General features: G+C 59.1%; 11 protein-coding genes. All 11 read right to left on the reverse strand.

Features of this window, described 5'->3' with window-relative positions; genetic code table 11:
* Window positions 1–3: 3 nt before the first annotated feature.
* On the reverse strand, window positions 4–795 hold the full coding sequence (locus ACIY1O_RS13595; RefSeq protein ID WP_397475634.1) for an ABC transporter permease: 792 nt from the start codon (window positions 793–795) through the stop codon (window positions 4–6).
* Window positions 792–1,586, reverse strand: coding sequence for an ABC transporter ATP-binding protein (locus ACIY1O_RS13600; RefSeq protein WP_397475635.1), 795 nt, complete (start codon window positions 1,584–1,586; stop codon window positions 792–794). Before ACIY1O_RS13600 ends, ACIY1O_RS13595 begins: the two co-directional genes overlap by 4 nt.
* Before the next feature lie 83 nt (window positions 1,587–1,669).
* Entirely contained in the window at window positions 1,670–2,317 is a 648-nt protein-coding gene (locus ACIY1O_RS13605; protein WP_397475636.1) for an MlaC/ttg2D family ABC transporter substrate-binding protein, read from the reverse strand.
* A 14-nt stretch (window positions 2,318–2,331) separates the two neighbouring features.
* A complete protein-coding gene (locus tag ACIY1O_RS13610) occupies window positions 2,332–3,192 on the reverse strand; it encodes an MlaA family lipoprotein (protein WP_397475637.1) in 861 nt (286 codons plus the stop codon).
* Window positions 3,193–3,229: 37 nt separating this feature from the next.
* Entirely contained in the window at window positions 3,230–3,715 is a 486-nt protein-coding gene (gene mlaD, locus ACIY1O_RS13615; RefSeq protein WP_397475638.1) for an outer membrane lipid asymmetry maintenance protein MlaD, read from the reverse strand.
* Between the two features lie 15 nt (window positions 3,716–3,730).
* Window positions 3,731–4,516, reverse strand: coding sequence for a lipid asymmetry maintenance ABC transporter permease subunit MlaE (gene mlaE / locus ACIY1O_RS13620; RefSeq protein WP_397475639.1), 786 nt, complete (start codon window positions 4,514–4,516; stop codon window positions 3,731–3,733).
* The gene (locus ACIY1O_RS13625) at window positions 4,513–5,346 is read right to left on the reverse strand and encodes an ABC transporter ATP-binding protein (RefSeq protein WP_397475640.1); all 834 of its coding nucleotides are present in this window, start codon (window positions 5,344–5,346) and stop codon (window positions 4,513–4,515) included. The genes mlaE and ACIY1O_RS13625 overlap by 4 nt, the downstream gene beginning before the upstream one ends.
* Before the next feature lie 336 nt (window positions 5,347–5,682).
* On the reverse strand, window positions 5,683–6,825 hold the full coding sequence (locus tag ACIY1O_RS13630; protein ID WP_397475656.1) for an ABC transporter substrate-binding protein: 1,143 nt from the start codon (window positions 6,823–6,825) through the stop codon (window positions 5,683–5,685).
* Window positions 6,826–7,183: 358 nt separating this feature from the next.
* Entirely contained in the window at window positions 7,184–8,230 is a 1,047-nt protein-coding gene (locus ACIY1O_RS13635; protein WP_397475641.1) for an aromatic ring-hydroxylating dioxygenase subunit alpha, read from the reverse strand.
* A gap of 229 nt (window positions 8,231–8,459) precedes the next feature.
* Window positions 8,460–9,923: a glutamate synthase subunit beta gene (locus tag ACIY1O_RS13640; RefSeq protein WP_397475642.1), complete on the reverse strand. Its 1,464-nt coding sequence runs from the start codon at window positions 9,921–9,923 to the stop codon at window positions 8,460–8,462.
* A gap of 10 nt (window positions 9,924–9,933) precedes the next feature.
* Window positions 9,934–14,652, reverse strand: coding sequence for a glutamate synthase-related protein (locus tag ACIY1O_RS13645; protein WP_397475643.1), 4,719 nt, complete (start codon window positions 14,650–14,652; stop codon window positions 9,934–9,936).
* Window positions 14,653–14,962: the final 310 nt, after the last annotated feature.

Genomic DNA, 14,962 nt, shown 5'->3' on the forward strand with positions numbered 1-14,962 from the left:
CTCCTAATTCCGCAGTTTGTAGCCAGAGGCCAATAGTCGTAGCGTGCACAGGCACAGTACGGCGAATACGCCCGCGACGACCGCCAGGCTGCGCCAGGGCGAAACATCGGATATGGAGAAAAATCCGTAACGGAAGCCGTCGATGGTGTAGAAGATGGGGTTCCAGTACGACACCTTTTGCCAGAACGGCGACAGGCTGTGTATGGAATAGAACACGCCTGACAAAAAGGTGGCCGGAAGAATCAGGAAATTCTGAAATGACGCCAGTTGGTCGAATTTTTCAGACCACAGGCCGGCGATGATGCCCAGCGAGCCCATGATGCCGCAAGCCAGAATCGCAAATGCGACGATCCATGCCGGGTTTTGCGGGGGGAGCGCCGTGAAGAACAGCGCCACGAGCCAGATGGCCAGCCCCACGCACAGCCCGCGCGCGATGGCCGCCAGAAGGTAGGCGCTGAATATCTGGCGATGAGACAGCGGAGGCAGCAACACAAACACCAGGTTGCCGGTGATGCGGCTTTGAATCAGCGAGGACGACGGGTTGGCAAACGAGTTTTGCAGCATGCTCATCATCATCAGCCCCGGAATCAGGAACGACGTATATGCAAGCGTGCCGTACACCTGAACCCGGCCTTCGAGCACATGGGCAAACACAAGCAGGTACAGCAGCGCCGTCAGCACGGGCGCGGCGACAGTCTGGAAGCCGACCTTCCAGAAACGCAACAGCTCTTTGCGCAGCAAGGTTGGAAAACCCGACCCGAGCCCTGCCTGGGGTTCAGTAATGGGTGTGCTCATGCCAGAACCTCCAAAGTGCTGTCGCCATGCATGATACGCACGAAAGCATCCTCCAGGTCGTTGCCGCCCACTCGCGCCAGCAGCGACTGGGTGGTGTCCAGCGCCACGATACGCCCGCTCTTGAGCATGGCGATACGCCCGCACAGCGCCTCGGCTTCTTCCAGATAGTGCGTGGTTAGCAAGATGGTGTGCCCCTCTTTGTTCAGGCGCGAAATGAACTCCCAGAGCGTGCGCCGCAGGTCGACGTCAACGCCCGCAGTGGGTTCGTCAAGGATGATGACGGGCGGGCGATGCACCAACGCCTGGGCCACCAGCACGCGGCGCTTCATGCCGCCCGACAGTGCGCGCATGTTGGTGTCGGCCTTATCGGTAAGGCCCAGATTGAGCAGAATTTCGTCTATCCAGTCGTCGTTCTTGCGCAAGCCGAAGTAGCCCGATTGCAGGCGCAAGGTTTCACGAACCGTGAAAAATGGATCGTAGACCAGCTCTTGCGGCACGACGCCCAGCGAACGGCGCGCTTGTTTGTATTCGGATACCACGTCGTAGCCACAGACACTGGCCGACCCCGAAGTGGCCCGTGCCAAACCGGCCAAGATGGAGATCATCGTGGTCTTGCCGGCCCCGTTGGGGCCGAGCAGGCCGAAGAACTCGCCGGGCTCGACTGTGAGACTGACGTCATTCAAGGCCTGAAAGCCGCGCCGTTTCGAGGCGGAAGCCGAAAACAGCTTCGCAAGCCCTGCCGACTGCGGAGGATAGATCTTCGAGATGTTGTGTAAAGTAAGCGCTGACATAATAAAAAAAAGCTTGGCTCGTGATTGAGCCAAGCTATCTATTATATAGATCGGCGGCGGCCCACTGGCCTGCCTGCGAAGAACTACTGATTTTGGCGGTTTAAAGCGTCGATCAGCCCGTCAATGCCGTTTTGGTTGATCTGCTGGGCAAATTGGTTGCGATAGTTCTGGATCAGCCAGATGCCCTCGACGTTCAAGTCGTAGATTTTCCATCCGTCGGGGGTTTTCTCAAGACGGTAATCGACGCCCACGGCCGGCCCGTTTCGCTGCGACAAGCTTGAGCGCACCACGACGTCGTCGGCGGCGGGGTCACCGCGAAACGGCAGTATCTGCAGGGAAGAGATCTCATCCACTTTTGCCAAAGCGCCGCTGTAGGTGCGGATCAGAGTGCCCTTGAACGCCTCGACCAGGTCTTTTTGCTGTTGCGCGCTGGCCTGGCGCCAGTAGCGGCCGGCGGCAAGCCGCGTGGTCTTCTCGAGGTTGACGTAAGGCAACACATATTCATTGACCAGTTCATTGATGCGGTTCAGGTCGCCTTGTTGCGCGGCCGGCTCTTGGCGTAGGGCCTGAAGCGCGTTGTTGCCGACGGTTTCAACGAACTCGTTGGGCGCCGCCTGCGGATCGACCGCCTGCTTGGCCTGTGCCGTCAGGGCGATGCCCAATGACAGCAATAGTGCAAAGCCGAATTGGTAGAGAGGGTTGTTGCGAAAGCTTGAGGCCGAAAAATTCATATGCGGTTTCCTGTTTATTGCGCTGCGGGCGCAGTACCTGAAGCGGGAGCGGCTGCCGGGCCGGCGGGCGCATCCTCGTCGTCGGAATAGTCTGGCAGCTCGTCGTCGGAGTAATCAGGCAAACTGCCATAAGGCGCGTCGGGGTCGACCGACTGGCCTTCGACCAGCGCTTGACGCCTCTGCAGGTAGGCGTCGCGTATGAAGCTGTAGCGATCGAGCGCGATGCGGTCTACCAGGTCGTCGGCGTCGAGCAGGCTTTCACGCAGGTCGAGCGCGGCCACGGCCAGGATGGTGTTGCGCAGCGGCACGTTGTCGATGGCCATTACGGGGGTATAGGCGGAGGCTCCCGCCCAGGTCATGGCGCCTCTGCCGCCGGCATCGCGCACCGAGCTGGAGCCCAGGAATGGCAGCACCACGTAAGGCCCCGGCTTGAAGCCCCAAACGCCCAGCGTGACGCCGAAATCGTTGGGGATGCGCTTGACGCCGTTCATGGAAGCGACGTCGATACAGCCGCCGATGCCCATTGTAGTGTTGAACAGCACACGACCGAACATGTTCACGCCGTCGTGTCCGCGCCCCTGCAGGAAGCTGTTGACCGACGACCAAAGGTCGGCCATGTTGGCGAAGATGTTATGGATACAGGTTCGCGCCGGCTGCGGGGTCAATTGCCGGTATCCCGTGGCGATCGGCTTGAAAAGCGCCTTGTCGACGGCATCGTTGAACTGGTACATGCTGCGGTTATAGCTTTCCCAGGGGTCTTGCGGGCTGGGGTTGGGCACATGTGCACAACCCGCCACGACGCCCACGAGCGCCAGTGCGGAGGCGAGTCGGCCAAGCCGCGCTTTGGTTTCAGTATTGATCGCTTTATTGTCCATGATTGTTCTTGGCCTGTTACTTGTCGAATGCCATCGATTAAGGCTGGGGCGCGGGTGTCGCGGTGCCTTCTTTATCGGCGGAGCTGTATAAGAACTTGCTGATCAGTTCCTCGAGTACCACTGCGCTTTGCGTGTATTGTATGCGGCTGCCCTGCTCAAGCATTTTATCGTCGCCGCCCGGCGTCAAGCCAATGTATTGTTCGCCCAGCAGGCCCGAGGTAAGAATGGAGGCGGACGAATCGGCAGGAAACTCGTAACCGTCATTGAGATCAAGCGTGACCAATGCCTGGTACATCTGATTATCGAATTGAATGCCGCTGACACGTCCGACGACGACGCCGCTGCTTTTAACGGGCGCACGCACTTTAAGGCCGCCCAGGTTGTCAAAATGCGCCTGCACCTGATAGCTGCTGCTGAACGAGAACGAACTGAGGTTGCCGGCTCGCAGAGCCAGGAACACCAGGGCGACGATACCTAACAGTACGAACAGGCCGACCCAAAAATCGGTTTTTTCACGCGTCATGATGGTTGTTCCGTGTTAATTGCTGAACATTAGAGCGGTAAGCAGGAAGTCCAGGCCGAGCACCACCAGCGCTCCGCTGACGACCGTGCGGGTGGTGGCCTTGGCGACCCCTTCAGGGGTGGGCCGGGCGTTCCAGCCCTCGTAAAGGGCGATAAGTGTGACGGCGATGCCGAAGATCAGGCTTTTGACCACGCCGTTGGCCACATCCTTGAAGACGTCCACGCCGCTTTGCATTTGCGACCAGAAGGCGCCCGGGTCGATGCCAATAAGCAGCACGCCCACAACCCATCCGCCGATAATGCCGACCATCGAGAAAACCGCCGCCAGGATGGGCATGGCGATGACCCCGCCCCAAAACCGTGGCACCAGGACCCGGCGCACAGGATCGACCGCCATGACCTCCATCGCGGCAATCTGCTCGCCGGCTTTCATCAGCCCGATCTCGGCCGTCAGCGAAGTGCCGGCGCGGCCCGCGAACAGCAAGGCCGTAACAACCGGGCCCAGTTCTCGGGTCAGCGACAGCGCCACCAGCAGCCCCAACGCCTCTTCGGAACCGTAGCGGTTGAGCGTGTAATACCCTTGCAGGCCCAGCACGAAGCCGACAAACAGCCCAGATACCGCGATGATGATGAGCGAATAATTGCCAATGAAATGCACTTGCTGCGACACCAGGCCCGGGCGCCGCAGGGCCGCGCCGCTGCGCGCCAGGATCAGCCCCAACAGCCGGGCGAACGCTCCAAGCCCGAACACGAAGTTAGTCACCCAAGAGCCTATGGCGCGTATGCCTTTGATTGGATTCATGGGCGGCCTCGCTGCTTGTCCAGCCACTGCTTGAAGGCGGGCGTCTCGGGGTAATGGAAAGCGATGGGCCCGTCGGGCTGACCGTCAAGGAACTGGCGGATATAAGGGTCGGCCGATTCGGCCATTTCAGTGGGGACGCCCGAAGCCAGCAGCCTGCCCTGGCCCACCATGTAGACCTGGTCGGCGATGGCAAAAGATTCGATCACATCGTGGGTAATCAGTACCGACCCGCAATTCAGGCGATCAGTCAGGTCGCGGATAAGCTGGGCCGTAATGCCCAGCGAGATGGGATCAAGGCCGGCGAAGGGCTCGTCATACAGAATTAGCTCTGGTTCGAGCACAATGGCGCGTGCCAGCGCCACTCGGCGGGCCATGCCGCCGGAAATCTCTGATATGCGCAAATGCGCGGCGGCGCGCAGGCCCACTGCATTGAGCTTATCGAGCACGCACTCCACGATTTGGGCTTCGGAAACTTGAGTGTGCTCGCGCAGTGGGAAGGCGACGTTCTCGAAAACGTCCAGGTCGGTAAACAGCGCACCCTGCTGGAACAGCACGCCCATGCGCTGACGCAGCTTGCGCAGCTCGTCGGGCGACGCTTGCGCCACGTTCTGGCCGAAAGCGGTGATGGCGCCCTGTTGGGCATGAATCTGGCCGGTGGCGCCGCGCAACAGCGTGGTTTTGCCCGACCCCGAACCGCCCATCATGGCGACAACCTGGCCGCGCTGGACGCGCAAGTCGATGTCCCGCAGCACGGTGAAATCTCCGTAGCCAAGGGCAACGCCTGAAAAGTCGAGGAGCGGGTCTGTGTTTTGGCTCGCGTCGGGTTCCATGTAAATGCCGGCCTGATGATCAACTGGGCATTGTATCGTGAGTCTTTGGGAACGGGCTTTCTTCTGTGGTTTGGGAGTGTGAATTTGTTTCTTTTATGCTATTTGCGAGCTCGTGGACAAGCTGCGCCTCTACATGCTGGGGTGGAAAGGCCATGTAGCGGGCATTGCGGTCGCATGGCCCCCGGCCCCCCGAACCGCCCGGAGCGGACCCGCATGCCGGGTGGTGTGGCAGGGGCGCAGCTCATGAGAACTGCGCCCTATGCCGATTAATTGAGTAGATGACTATAGCCAGTTTTTAGCAGGTTTAAATCATACAACCACCGCGGTAGAAATCTATTAATTCGCGGCCTTCAAAATGTCGCGCGGGCCCGCGAATTGTTCGAATTTATCAAACTCAATATTGTAGAGTTCTCCGTCGACCCTTTCCGTACGGCGGATGAAAATGTCTTGAATAATGTCGCGCGTGTCGGGGTCAATTTGTACGGGGCCACGGGGGCTGACCCACTTCATGCCTTTCATGGCTTCAAGCAGCTCTTCACCAGTTGCCTCGGGGCCGGCTTTTCTAAGGGCTTCATAAATCAGATGCATGCCGTCATAGGCTTGCACCGATTGAAAGCTGGCGCGCATGCTGCCGTTGGTTAACTTCTTGAAGGCCTCGACGTACTCTTTGTTCTCCGGTGAGTCGTGGGCGGCAGAGTAATGGTGCGCAGTAATTACGCCCTCGGCCTCGGGGCCCATGCTGGGCAGCAAGTCGTCCTCAAGCATATCGCCAGTACCGATGAGCCTAATGCCTTCTTGGGTCAACCCCCTATCGGCGAACTCTTTCATAAGGGGTGAGCCAACCCCGGAGGGCACAAAGACAAACACACCATCAGGCTTGGCGTCACGCACGCGCTGCAGGAACGGCGCAAAGTCGGGGTTTTGCAGCGGGATGCGCAGCGATTCGATGACTTCGCCACCGGCATCTTCGAAGCGGCGCACGAAAACCTTTTCCGCGTCGTGGCCCGGGCCGTAGTCGGACACCAAAGTTACCACCCGCTTGATATCGTTCTGGTAGGCCCAGTCTGCAATCGGAGCGGTGGTCTGAGGCAGGTTTTGTGAGGTGCGCACGATAAAGGGCGAGCGGTCCACAATGGATAGCGTAGCGGCGGACATCACCACCATAGGTACCTTGGCTTCGGAAGCAACCGGTGCGGTTGCAAAAGCCAGCGGGGTCAACACAAAACCAGCTAAAGCATCGACCTTATCGCGAACGACAAGCTCGCCGGCGATGCGTTTGGTGACCTCGGGCTGTATGCCGCCGTCGTCACGGATAATCAGTTCGATTTTGCGTCCGGCCACTTCATCGCCATGCATCTGCATGTACAAACGGGCGCCTGCTTCGTGCTGTTTGCCGGTAGAAGCAAACGGCCCCGTCAGCGAAGTAATGAGACCGATCTTAAACGGTTCTTGGGCGGCGTAAACCGACGTGGCTACCATGACGCAGGCAGCCACGGTAAGTGCTTTCGTTAGGTGTTTCTTCACAGGTTTGTCTCCTTCGTGTTGTTATGTGCTCTGAACGTGAGCGTACTGCACGCGCTGTTTTTAAAACGTGTTGAGAGTGGTTACTGTTGGTGGGATTGCTTGGAAAACCGTCGGCATCACTGGGTTTCAGACCAGTCTCCTTTACGATGCCAACGTCATGCATGGCTAAGCCGGAAGATTAAGCGAACAACTACGCTAGCTAGAAAACGAGGTGTAGCGGGTACAACGATCCGCAACGCAACGAAGCGCGGCATACCGCAGGCGCCAAGACAGACAGTCTGGCGCCTTGGCTCCCGCAATTGTTGGTGTTGGCTTAGGCCTCAACCGCGACTTGCTCTTGCTCTGCCTCGACCAAGCGATCGATCATGCGACGAGCTTGAACGCCGCCGGCGTCAATACCCAGCATGAGAAGATCTCGCTTGGGGTGAGTCTGTATATTGCGTTGCTGAGCTTCGAGCACGGCGATATCTTGGGTAAAGATGCGCGCTTGGTCTTCTTTGACGGCTTGTGTCCAGTCGGGATCGTCGATCTTGTAGTTGCGCGCCATGCCCCAGAAGTACCAGTGCGTGGTTTCGGTTTCAGGGGTAATGAAGTTAACGACGGTGGACGACGCTTTATATTTGGCATCGGCCTCGTAGCCGCCATTACCCTCCAGCGCTACGCCAACGTCAATCATGATGTGGCTGGGCAGGGTGAACCGAGAAATCTGCCAGCGGTCGACGCGCTCTTTATCGGGCAGGCCGTTAGAGCGCAGTGCCGTCTGCCAATGCGGTGGCGCGTAGATGTTGTTCATATAACGGCTAGTGACAACCGTGCCGCCTTCCATCTTTGTATTGACGGGCGCCTCGTCGATCTCGGGTTGGCCGATGCTACCGCTGTGCACGTAGGTCTCGTGGGTGAGATCCATTAAGTTGTCGATCATGAGGCGGTAATCGCTCTTGATATGGAAAAGACCGCCGTCAAATACCCACTCTGGGTTGTCTGTCCATTCGAACGAAGGTATTGTCGATACGTCCGCTTTTTCCGGATCGCCGGGCCACACCCAGATAAAGCTATAACGCTCGGCTACCGGATAGCTTTTAATTTGCGGGAAGCCTTGCGTGCGTTGCATGGGCATTGAGACCGTTTTGCCGTTGCATCCCATAACGAGGCCATGGTAGCCACAGACTAAGTTGCCGTTTTCCACATAGCCAAGCGACAACGCGGCTCCGCGGTGAGGGCAAAAATCTTCGACCGCACAGGGTTCACCGTTAAGCCCGCGATAAAAAGCGATGCTCTCGCCACAGATGGTTCGTCCTAATGGTTTGGATCCTACCTCTTCCTTCTTTGCCGCTACATACCACGCGTTCTTGGGAAACATATGCTCCTCCGGAAAGTCTGGTTTTATGGATGCTGCTGCTTTCTAGTAATTTGTACGTTGAGCGTCCGAGACTGTATTCGGCTCTTTGTCCGTTGTGTTTCAATACGCTCAATTACCCCATTCGTTGAGCACCAGTCTAGGACGATATGCGCGGGGGTAGTAGTCTATTCTGCTTTTAAGGTCTGCCAATTTCCTTATATTGGCGCAGGAGCCAACAAAAACCGGACCCTCATCGAGGCAAAGTACTACTTCCCATCAGAAACTCATCCACCGACCGGGCACACTGCCGCCCCTCGCGTATCGCCCAGACCACCAGCGACTGCCCGCGCCGCATATCGCCCGCCGCGAACACTTTATCAACGGTGGTCGCGTAGCGCTCAGTATCTGCCAATGCATTGCCCCGGCCATCCACCTCCACAGCAAACGCCGAAAGCACCTCTTTGACCGGCGACACAAAACCCATGGCCAGCAGCACCAGATCAGCCTGCATCTCGAAGCGCGAGTCTTTGACTTCACGCATCTTCATTTGCCCCGTAGCCGGATCGCGCGTCCATTCCACTCGTACCGCCACCAGCTTCTGTACTTGGCCGTCCGTTCCTTCCAGCGCCACTGTCGATATCGCCCAATCACGCTCGCAGCCCTCTTCCTGTGACGAAGACGTACGAAGCTTCAACGGCCAATCAGGCCAAGTGAGCTCCTTGTTTTCCGAGGCGGGCGGTTGCGGCATCAGCTCGAACTGCGTCACCGAGGCGGCTCCTTGACGAATACTGGTGCCTACGCAGTCAGAGCCCGTATCACCCCCGCCGATCACGATTACGTGCTTACCTTTAGCCGATATTTGCCCGTCAATGCGGGCGCCCGCATTCACTTGGTTCTGCTGTCTCAGGAAGTCCATCGCAAAATGCACGCCCTCTAGTTCGCGTCCCGGCACCGTCAGGTCACGTGGCGTTTCCGAGCCTCCGGCCAGCACCACTGCGTCGAAATCTTCGTGCAGGGATGCCGGTGTGCGCACTGTCAGGCCTTCTGCGGCATGCCCCGCCTCGCCCACGTAGGTGGAAGGGTGGAACTCGACCCCTTCGGCCTCCATCTGCGCCAGACGGCGGTCGATGTGCGACTTGGCCAGTTTGAAATCCGGAATGCCATAGCGCAGCAGGCCGCCGACGCGATCACTTTTTTCGAACACCGATACCGCATGGCCGGCTCGAGCAAGTTGTTGTGCACACGCCAGGCCTGCCGGGCCCGAACCCACCACAGCCACTTTCTTGCCCGACTTGCGGCTGGGCGGTTGCGGCTGCACCCAGCCCTTCAGCCAGCCGTGATCAATAATGGCATGCTCGATCGACTTGATGCCCACCGGGTCGTTGTTGATGTTGAGCGTGCACGCCGCTTCGCACGGGGCGGGGCAAACCCTGCCCGTGAATTCCGGGAAATTGTTGGTGGAGTGCAGCGTATCGAGCGCCGCCCGCCACTCCTGTTGATAGACCAGGTCGTTCCAGTCAGGAATGATGTTGTTGACCGGACACCCCGTGGTACAGAACGGAATGCCGCAGTCCATGCAGCGCGCACCCTGCACCTTGGCCTGCTCTTCGTTCAGAGACTGGACAAACTCACTCCAGTGCTTGACACGGGTCAGCGGCGCCTCGCTGGTTTCGTTGACGCGTTCGAATTCGATGAAACCGGTAATTTTGCCCATAGCGTTCTTCCTAGGCTGCCACTTGTTGCAGGTTTTCCGCAGCCCACAGCTCTTTCATGGCGCGGCGGTATTCGGTTGGCATGACCTTGACGAAGGCCTCGCGCGAGCGGCTCCAGTCGCCAAGAATGTCGCGTGCGCGGAAGCTGCCCGTATAGCGGTAGTGGTCTTCGATCAGGCGGCGCAGAATGCCTTCGTCGGTTTCACGTTCGGCGCCGCGCATGGGGCAATGCCAGAATTCTTTTTCGTCGGCCTCGAATTGCTCGGCGTGGCCGAGTACTTTTTCGAGCTGAACCATGGATGGATTGCAGTAGCGCCTGAAGCTGCCCTCAGGGTCCCATACGTAGGCCACCCCACCCGACATCCCGGCCGCGAAGTTGCGTCCGGTGGCGCCAAGCACCACCACGGTCCCTCCAGTCATGTACTCGCATCCGTGGTCGCCGGTGCCCTCGACCACCGCCGAAGCCCCCGAGTTGCGTACCGCGAAGCGCTCTCCGGCGACCCCGCTGAAGTAGGCCTGGCCGCTGAGCGCTCCGTACAGCACGGTGTTGCCCACGATGATGTGCTCCGGCCCGTAGCCGCGGAAATCATTGGGCGAGCGAACGATGATGCGACCGCCTGAAAGGCCCTTGCCGACGTAGTCGTTGCCTTCGCCTACCAGGTCCAGCGTGACGCCGTGTGCCAGGAACGCGCCGAAGCTTTGCCCCGCCGTGCCGTTGCACTGAATGTGGATGGAATCATCGGGAAGGCCCTCGTGGCCGTGGCGCGCCGCCACCACGCCGGACAGCATGGCGCCGATACTGCGGTTGCGATTTCGCACCGGCGTAATGAAGGAAACCTTCTCGCCTTGCTCGATGGCCGGCCGCGCGCGTTCTATCAGTTGATGGTCGAGCGCCCCGGTGATGCCGTGATCCTGGTCTTGCACTTGGCGAAGAGGGGAGTCGGACTTCACCTGATGAAAGACACGCGTAAAATCGAGCCCCTGGGCCTTCCAGTGATCGATTCCAGCGCGAGTGTCGAGCAGGTCGACCCGGCCGATCAGGTCATCAAACTTGCGTATGCCCAACTGAGCCATAATCTCGCGAACCTCTTCGGCGACGAAAAAGAAATAGTTGACTACATGCTCGGGTTTGCCGGTGAACTTCTTGCGCAATTGAGGGTCTTGGGTGGCAACGCCCACCGGGCAGGTATTGAGATGGCATTTGCGCATCATGATGCAGCCTTCCACCACCAGCGGCGCGGTGGCAAAGCCGAACTCATCGGCCCCCAGCAACGCGCCCACCACTACGTCGCGCCCCGTTTTCATCTGGCCGTCGGCCTGGATGCGGATACGGCTGCGCAGATTGTTCAAGATGAGCGTCTGCTGGGTTTCGGCCAGCCCAAGTTCCCAGGGCGTGCCGGCGTGCTTGATCGAAGACACGGGCGAAGCGCCTGTGCCGCCGTCGTGGCCCGCGATGACGACGTGATCGGCCTTGGCTTTGGCTACACCGGTAGCTACCGTGCCCACGCCCACCTCGGACACAAGCTTGACCGAAATGGCCGCTTGCGGGTTGACGTTCTTCAGGTCGTGGATGAGCTGGGCCAGGTCTTCAATTGAGTAGATGTCGTGATGTGGCGGGGGCGAAATAAGGCCGACCCCTGGCACTGAATAGCGCAGCTTGGCGATATAGTCGGACACTTTATGGCCAGGCAATTGGCCGCCTTCGCCGGGCTTGGCGCCCTGGGCCATCTTGATCTGAATCTGGTCGGCGCTGCTGAGATATTCCGCCGACACGCCGAAACGGCCCGATGCCACCTGCTTGATGCGCGAGCGTAAAGAGTCGCCCGCCGCAAGAGCGACGTCGGCCTCGATGCGTTCGGTGCCAAGGATGGATGCCAGGGTGTCGCCTTTCTTGATCGTGCTTTTCCCGGCGCGCATTTCGGGCCGGTAGCGCAATTCGTCTTCGCCCCCTTCGCCCGTGTTCGATTTGCCGCCGATGCGGTTCATGGCCACCGCCAATACGCTGTGCGCCTCGGTGGAGATCGAGCCCAGCGACATGGCCCCGGTTGCGAAACGGCGAACGATTTCTTTGGCCGGTTCCACTTCGCCAAGAGGGATGGCATGCGCGGGGTCGGCGCGAAACTCGAATAGGCCGCGCAGCGTCATGTGGCGACGCGATTGATCGTTGATGAGCTGAGCGTATTCCTTGTAGGTGGAGTAATTGTTCGAGCGGGTGGAGTGCTGCAGCTTGGCGATGGAGTCGGGGTTCCACATATGTTCTTCACCCCGTACGCGGAAGGCATAGTCACCACCGGCCTCCAGCGTATTTTCAAGCACCGGGTCGTCGCTGAACGCCGCATTGTGAACCCGCAATGTTTCTTCGGCGATTTCAAATATGCCGATGCCTTCGATATTGCTGGGCGTGCCGGTAAAGTATTTTTCGACCAGGGCCGAGTTCAGCCCCACGGCTTCGAAAATTTGAGCGCCGGTATAAGACATATAGGTCGAGATGCCCATTTTGGACATGACCTTGTTAAGCCCCTTGCCTATGGCTTTGATGTAGTTCTGGATCGCCTTGTCGGCGTCCGGCATCACTCCCAGTGATTCGAACGCCAGATAAGGGTGTACGGCTTCGGCGCCGTAGCCGCCGAGCAAGGCAAAATGGTGAACCTCGCGCGCCGAGCCGGTTTCCACCACCAGGCCGGTTCGGGTGCGAAGCCCTTCGCGGATCAGGTGCAGGTGAATCGCGGAAGTGGCCAGCAAGGCCGGTATGGCCATGCGCTCGGCATCCGTCTTGTGGTCGGTGATGATCAGTATGTTGTAGCCGCTAAGCACCGCGTCGGCGGCGTTCGAGCACAAGGCGGCCAGGCAGGCCTCTATGCCGTGCGCACCCCAGGCGACCGGATAGGTGATGTCCAGCTCCATGCTGCGGAATTTGTTTCCGGTGATCTGCTCGATATTGCGGATTTGCGCCATGGCCGCGAAATCCAGCACGGGTTGGCTGACCTCAAGCCGCAGTGGCGGGTTGACGTTGTTGATGTCCAGCAGGTTGGGCTTGGGGCCGATGAACGACACCAGCGACATGACCAGCTGTTCGCGGATCGGGTCGATGGGCGGGTTGGTGACCTGGGCGAACAACTGCCGGAAATAATTATAGAAAGGCTTGGAGCGGTTGGACAGCACGGCAAGCGGCGTATCGTTCCCCATCGAGCCGGTGGCCTCTTCGCCGTTGCCGGCCATGGGTTGCAATACGTATTTGAAGTCTTCCTGCGTCCAGCCGAAAGCTTGCTGCCGATCCAGTAGCGAAGCGGTGGGCGCCGTGGCGGCTGCGGGGTGCGGAGCAGGCAAGGATTCGAGCTTGATGCGCAGCCGTTCTATCCATTGCTGGTAGGGCCGGGCGCTGGCAAGCTGGGTTTTGATTTCGTCGTCGTCGATGATGCGGCCTTGCTGCAGGTCGATCAGGAACATCCTGCCCGGCTGCAGGCGCCATTTTTTCACGATACGGTGTTCGGGAATGGGCAGCGTACCCGCTTCGGACGCCAGTACGACCAGATCGTCGTCGGTCACCAAATAGCGCGCCGGTCGCAGGCCATTGCGGTCGAGCAGCGCGCCGATCTGGCGCCCGTCGGTAAAGGCCATGGCGGCCGGGCCGTCCCATGGCTCCATCATGGCGGCGTGATATTCGTAGAACGCGCGGCGGCTTTCGTCCATTTGCGCGTGTTGCTCCCAGGCCTCGGGAATCATCATCATCATCGCGTGGGCAAGCGAATAGCCCGACATCACCAGCAGCTCCAGGCAATTGTCGAAGGTGGCGGTATCGGATTGCCCCTCATACACAATGGGATAGAGCTTGGCCAGGTCTTCGCCCAGCACGGCCGATTGCATCATGCCTTCGCGGGCGCGCAGCCAGTTGAAATTCCCCTTGACGGTGTTGATCTCGCCATTGTGGGCAATAAGCCGGTAGGGGTGGGCCAGCGGCCATGCCGGAAAGGTGTTGGTCGAGAAGCGCTGGTGCACCAGCGACAGCGCCGAGACGGCGCGCGTGTCGGCCAGATCGAGGTAGTACTGGCCCACCTGGCCGGCCAGCAACAGGCCTTTGTACACTACAGTGCGCACGGAAATCGAAGGAACAAAATACTCCTGGCCATGTACCAGGTTCATGCGATGGATGGCATGGCTGGCGGTTTTGCGTATAACGTACAGTTTGCGTTCAAGTGCGTCGGGGACCATGATGTCGGGGCCCCGGCCGATGAACAACTGCCGGATCACCGGCTCGACGGCCCTGACCGTCGGCGACATGGGCATGTCAGAGTCGACGGGAACGTCACGCCACCCAAGCACGACCTGGCCCTCATCGCGTACAGCGCGTTCAAGCTCTTGCTCACAGGCCAGACGAGAAGCGGTTTCCTTGGGCAAGAACACCATGGCCACCCCGTACTCATCGGGAGGAGGAAGCTCTATGCCTTGAGCGGCCATGTCGTCGCGATACAGCGCGTCTGGAATCTGGAGCAGAATACCGGCCCCGTCGCCCATGAGCTCGTCCGCGCCGACTGCGCCGCGATGGTCGAGGTTTTCAAGGATTTTGAGCCCCTGCTGGATGATGGAGTGGCTTTTGTGGCCCTTGATGTGGGCGACGAAGCCCACGCCACAGGAATCGTGTTCGTTTCTGGGGTCGTACAAACCCTGGGGGGACGGCCGGCCGTTGCGCTGCGCGTCGGTAACGACGGGCGCTGGTTGCGATGAATGCTTCATGAGTGGCTCCGCTACATTGGGCGCGTGCAAGATGAACTGGTGTAGAGAAAAAACAATAGCGGTGGCAGAGCCTGCTGACAAGCGTTTTTTAATGGGGTGCGTCCCTATTAATTACATGTATAGGAACTTTCGAAGGTAAATGGGGACGTACCAATTTTTTTGAAATAAAACGTGTTTTTTGCCGTCTTCGTTGCAGTGCACAAATTTGTTATCCTGAAAAGCAAGGAAATTTATTTTTATTTTCTATCGCGCATGCCTTCACCATTGTTGCGAAATCGCCATGCGCACGTAGAAGAAAACGCTTAACCGG

The organism is Pusillimonas sp. (genome assembly GCF_044464525.1).
In the GTDB taxonomy this organism is placed as follows: Bacteria; Pseudomonadota; Gammaproteobacteria; order Burkholderiales; family Burkholderiaceae_B; genus Pusillimonas.

Coding starts and splice junctions, on each gene's coding strand:
- ACIY1O_RS13595 (WP_397475634.1), bottom strand. CDS start 795: ATGAGCACACCCATTACTGAACCCCAGGCAGGGCTCGGGTCGGGTTTT.
- ACIY1O_RS13600 (WP_397475635.1), bottom strand. CDS start 1,586: ATGTCAGCGCTTACTTTACACAACATCTCGAAGATCTATCCTCCGCAG.
- ACIY1O_RS13605 (WP_397475636.1), bottom strand. CDS start 2,317: ATGAATTTTTCGGCCTCAAGCTTTCGCAACAACCCTCTCTACCAATTC.
- ACIY1O_RS13610 (WP_397475637.1), bottom strand. CDS start 3,192: ATGGACAATAAAGCGATCAATACTGAAACCAAAGCGCGGCTTGGCCGA.
- mlaD (WP_397475638.1), bottom strand. CDS start 3,715: ATGACGCGTGAAAAAACCGATTTTTGGGTCGGCCTGTTCGTACTGTTA.
- mlaE (WP_397475639.1), bottom strand. CDS start 4,516: ATGAATCCAATCAAAGGCATACGCGCCATAGGCTCTTGGGTGACTAAC.
- ACIY1O_RS13625 (WP_397475640.1), bottom strand. CDS start 5,346: ATGGAACCCGACGCGAGCCAAAACACAGACCCGCTCCTCGACTTTTCA.
- ACIY1O_RS13630 (WP_397475656.1), bottom strand. CDS start 6,825: ATGGTAGCCACGTCGGTTTACGCCGCCCAAGAACCGTTTAAGATCGGT.
- ACIY1O_RS13635 (WP_397475641.1), bottom strand. CDS start 8,230: ATGTTTCCCAAGAACGCGTGGTATGTAGCGGCAAAGAAGGAAGAGGTA.
- ACIY1O_RS13640 (WP_397475642.1), bottom strand. CDS start 9,923: ATGGGCAAAATTACCGGTTTCATCGAATTCGAACGCGTCAACGAAACC.
- ACIY1O_RS13645 (WP_397475643.1), bottom strand. CDS start 14,652: ATGAAGCATTCATCGCAACCAGCGCCCGTCGTTACCGACGCGCAGCGC.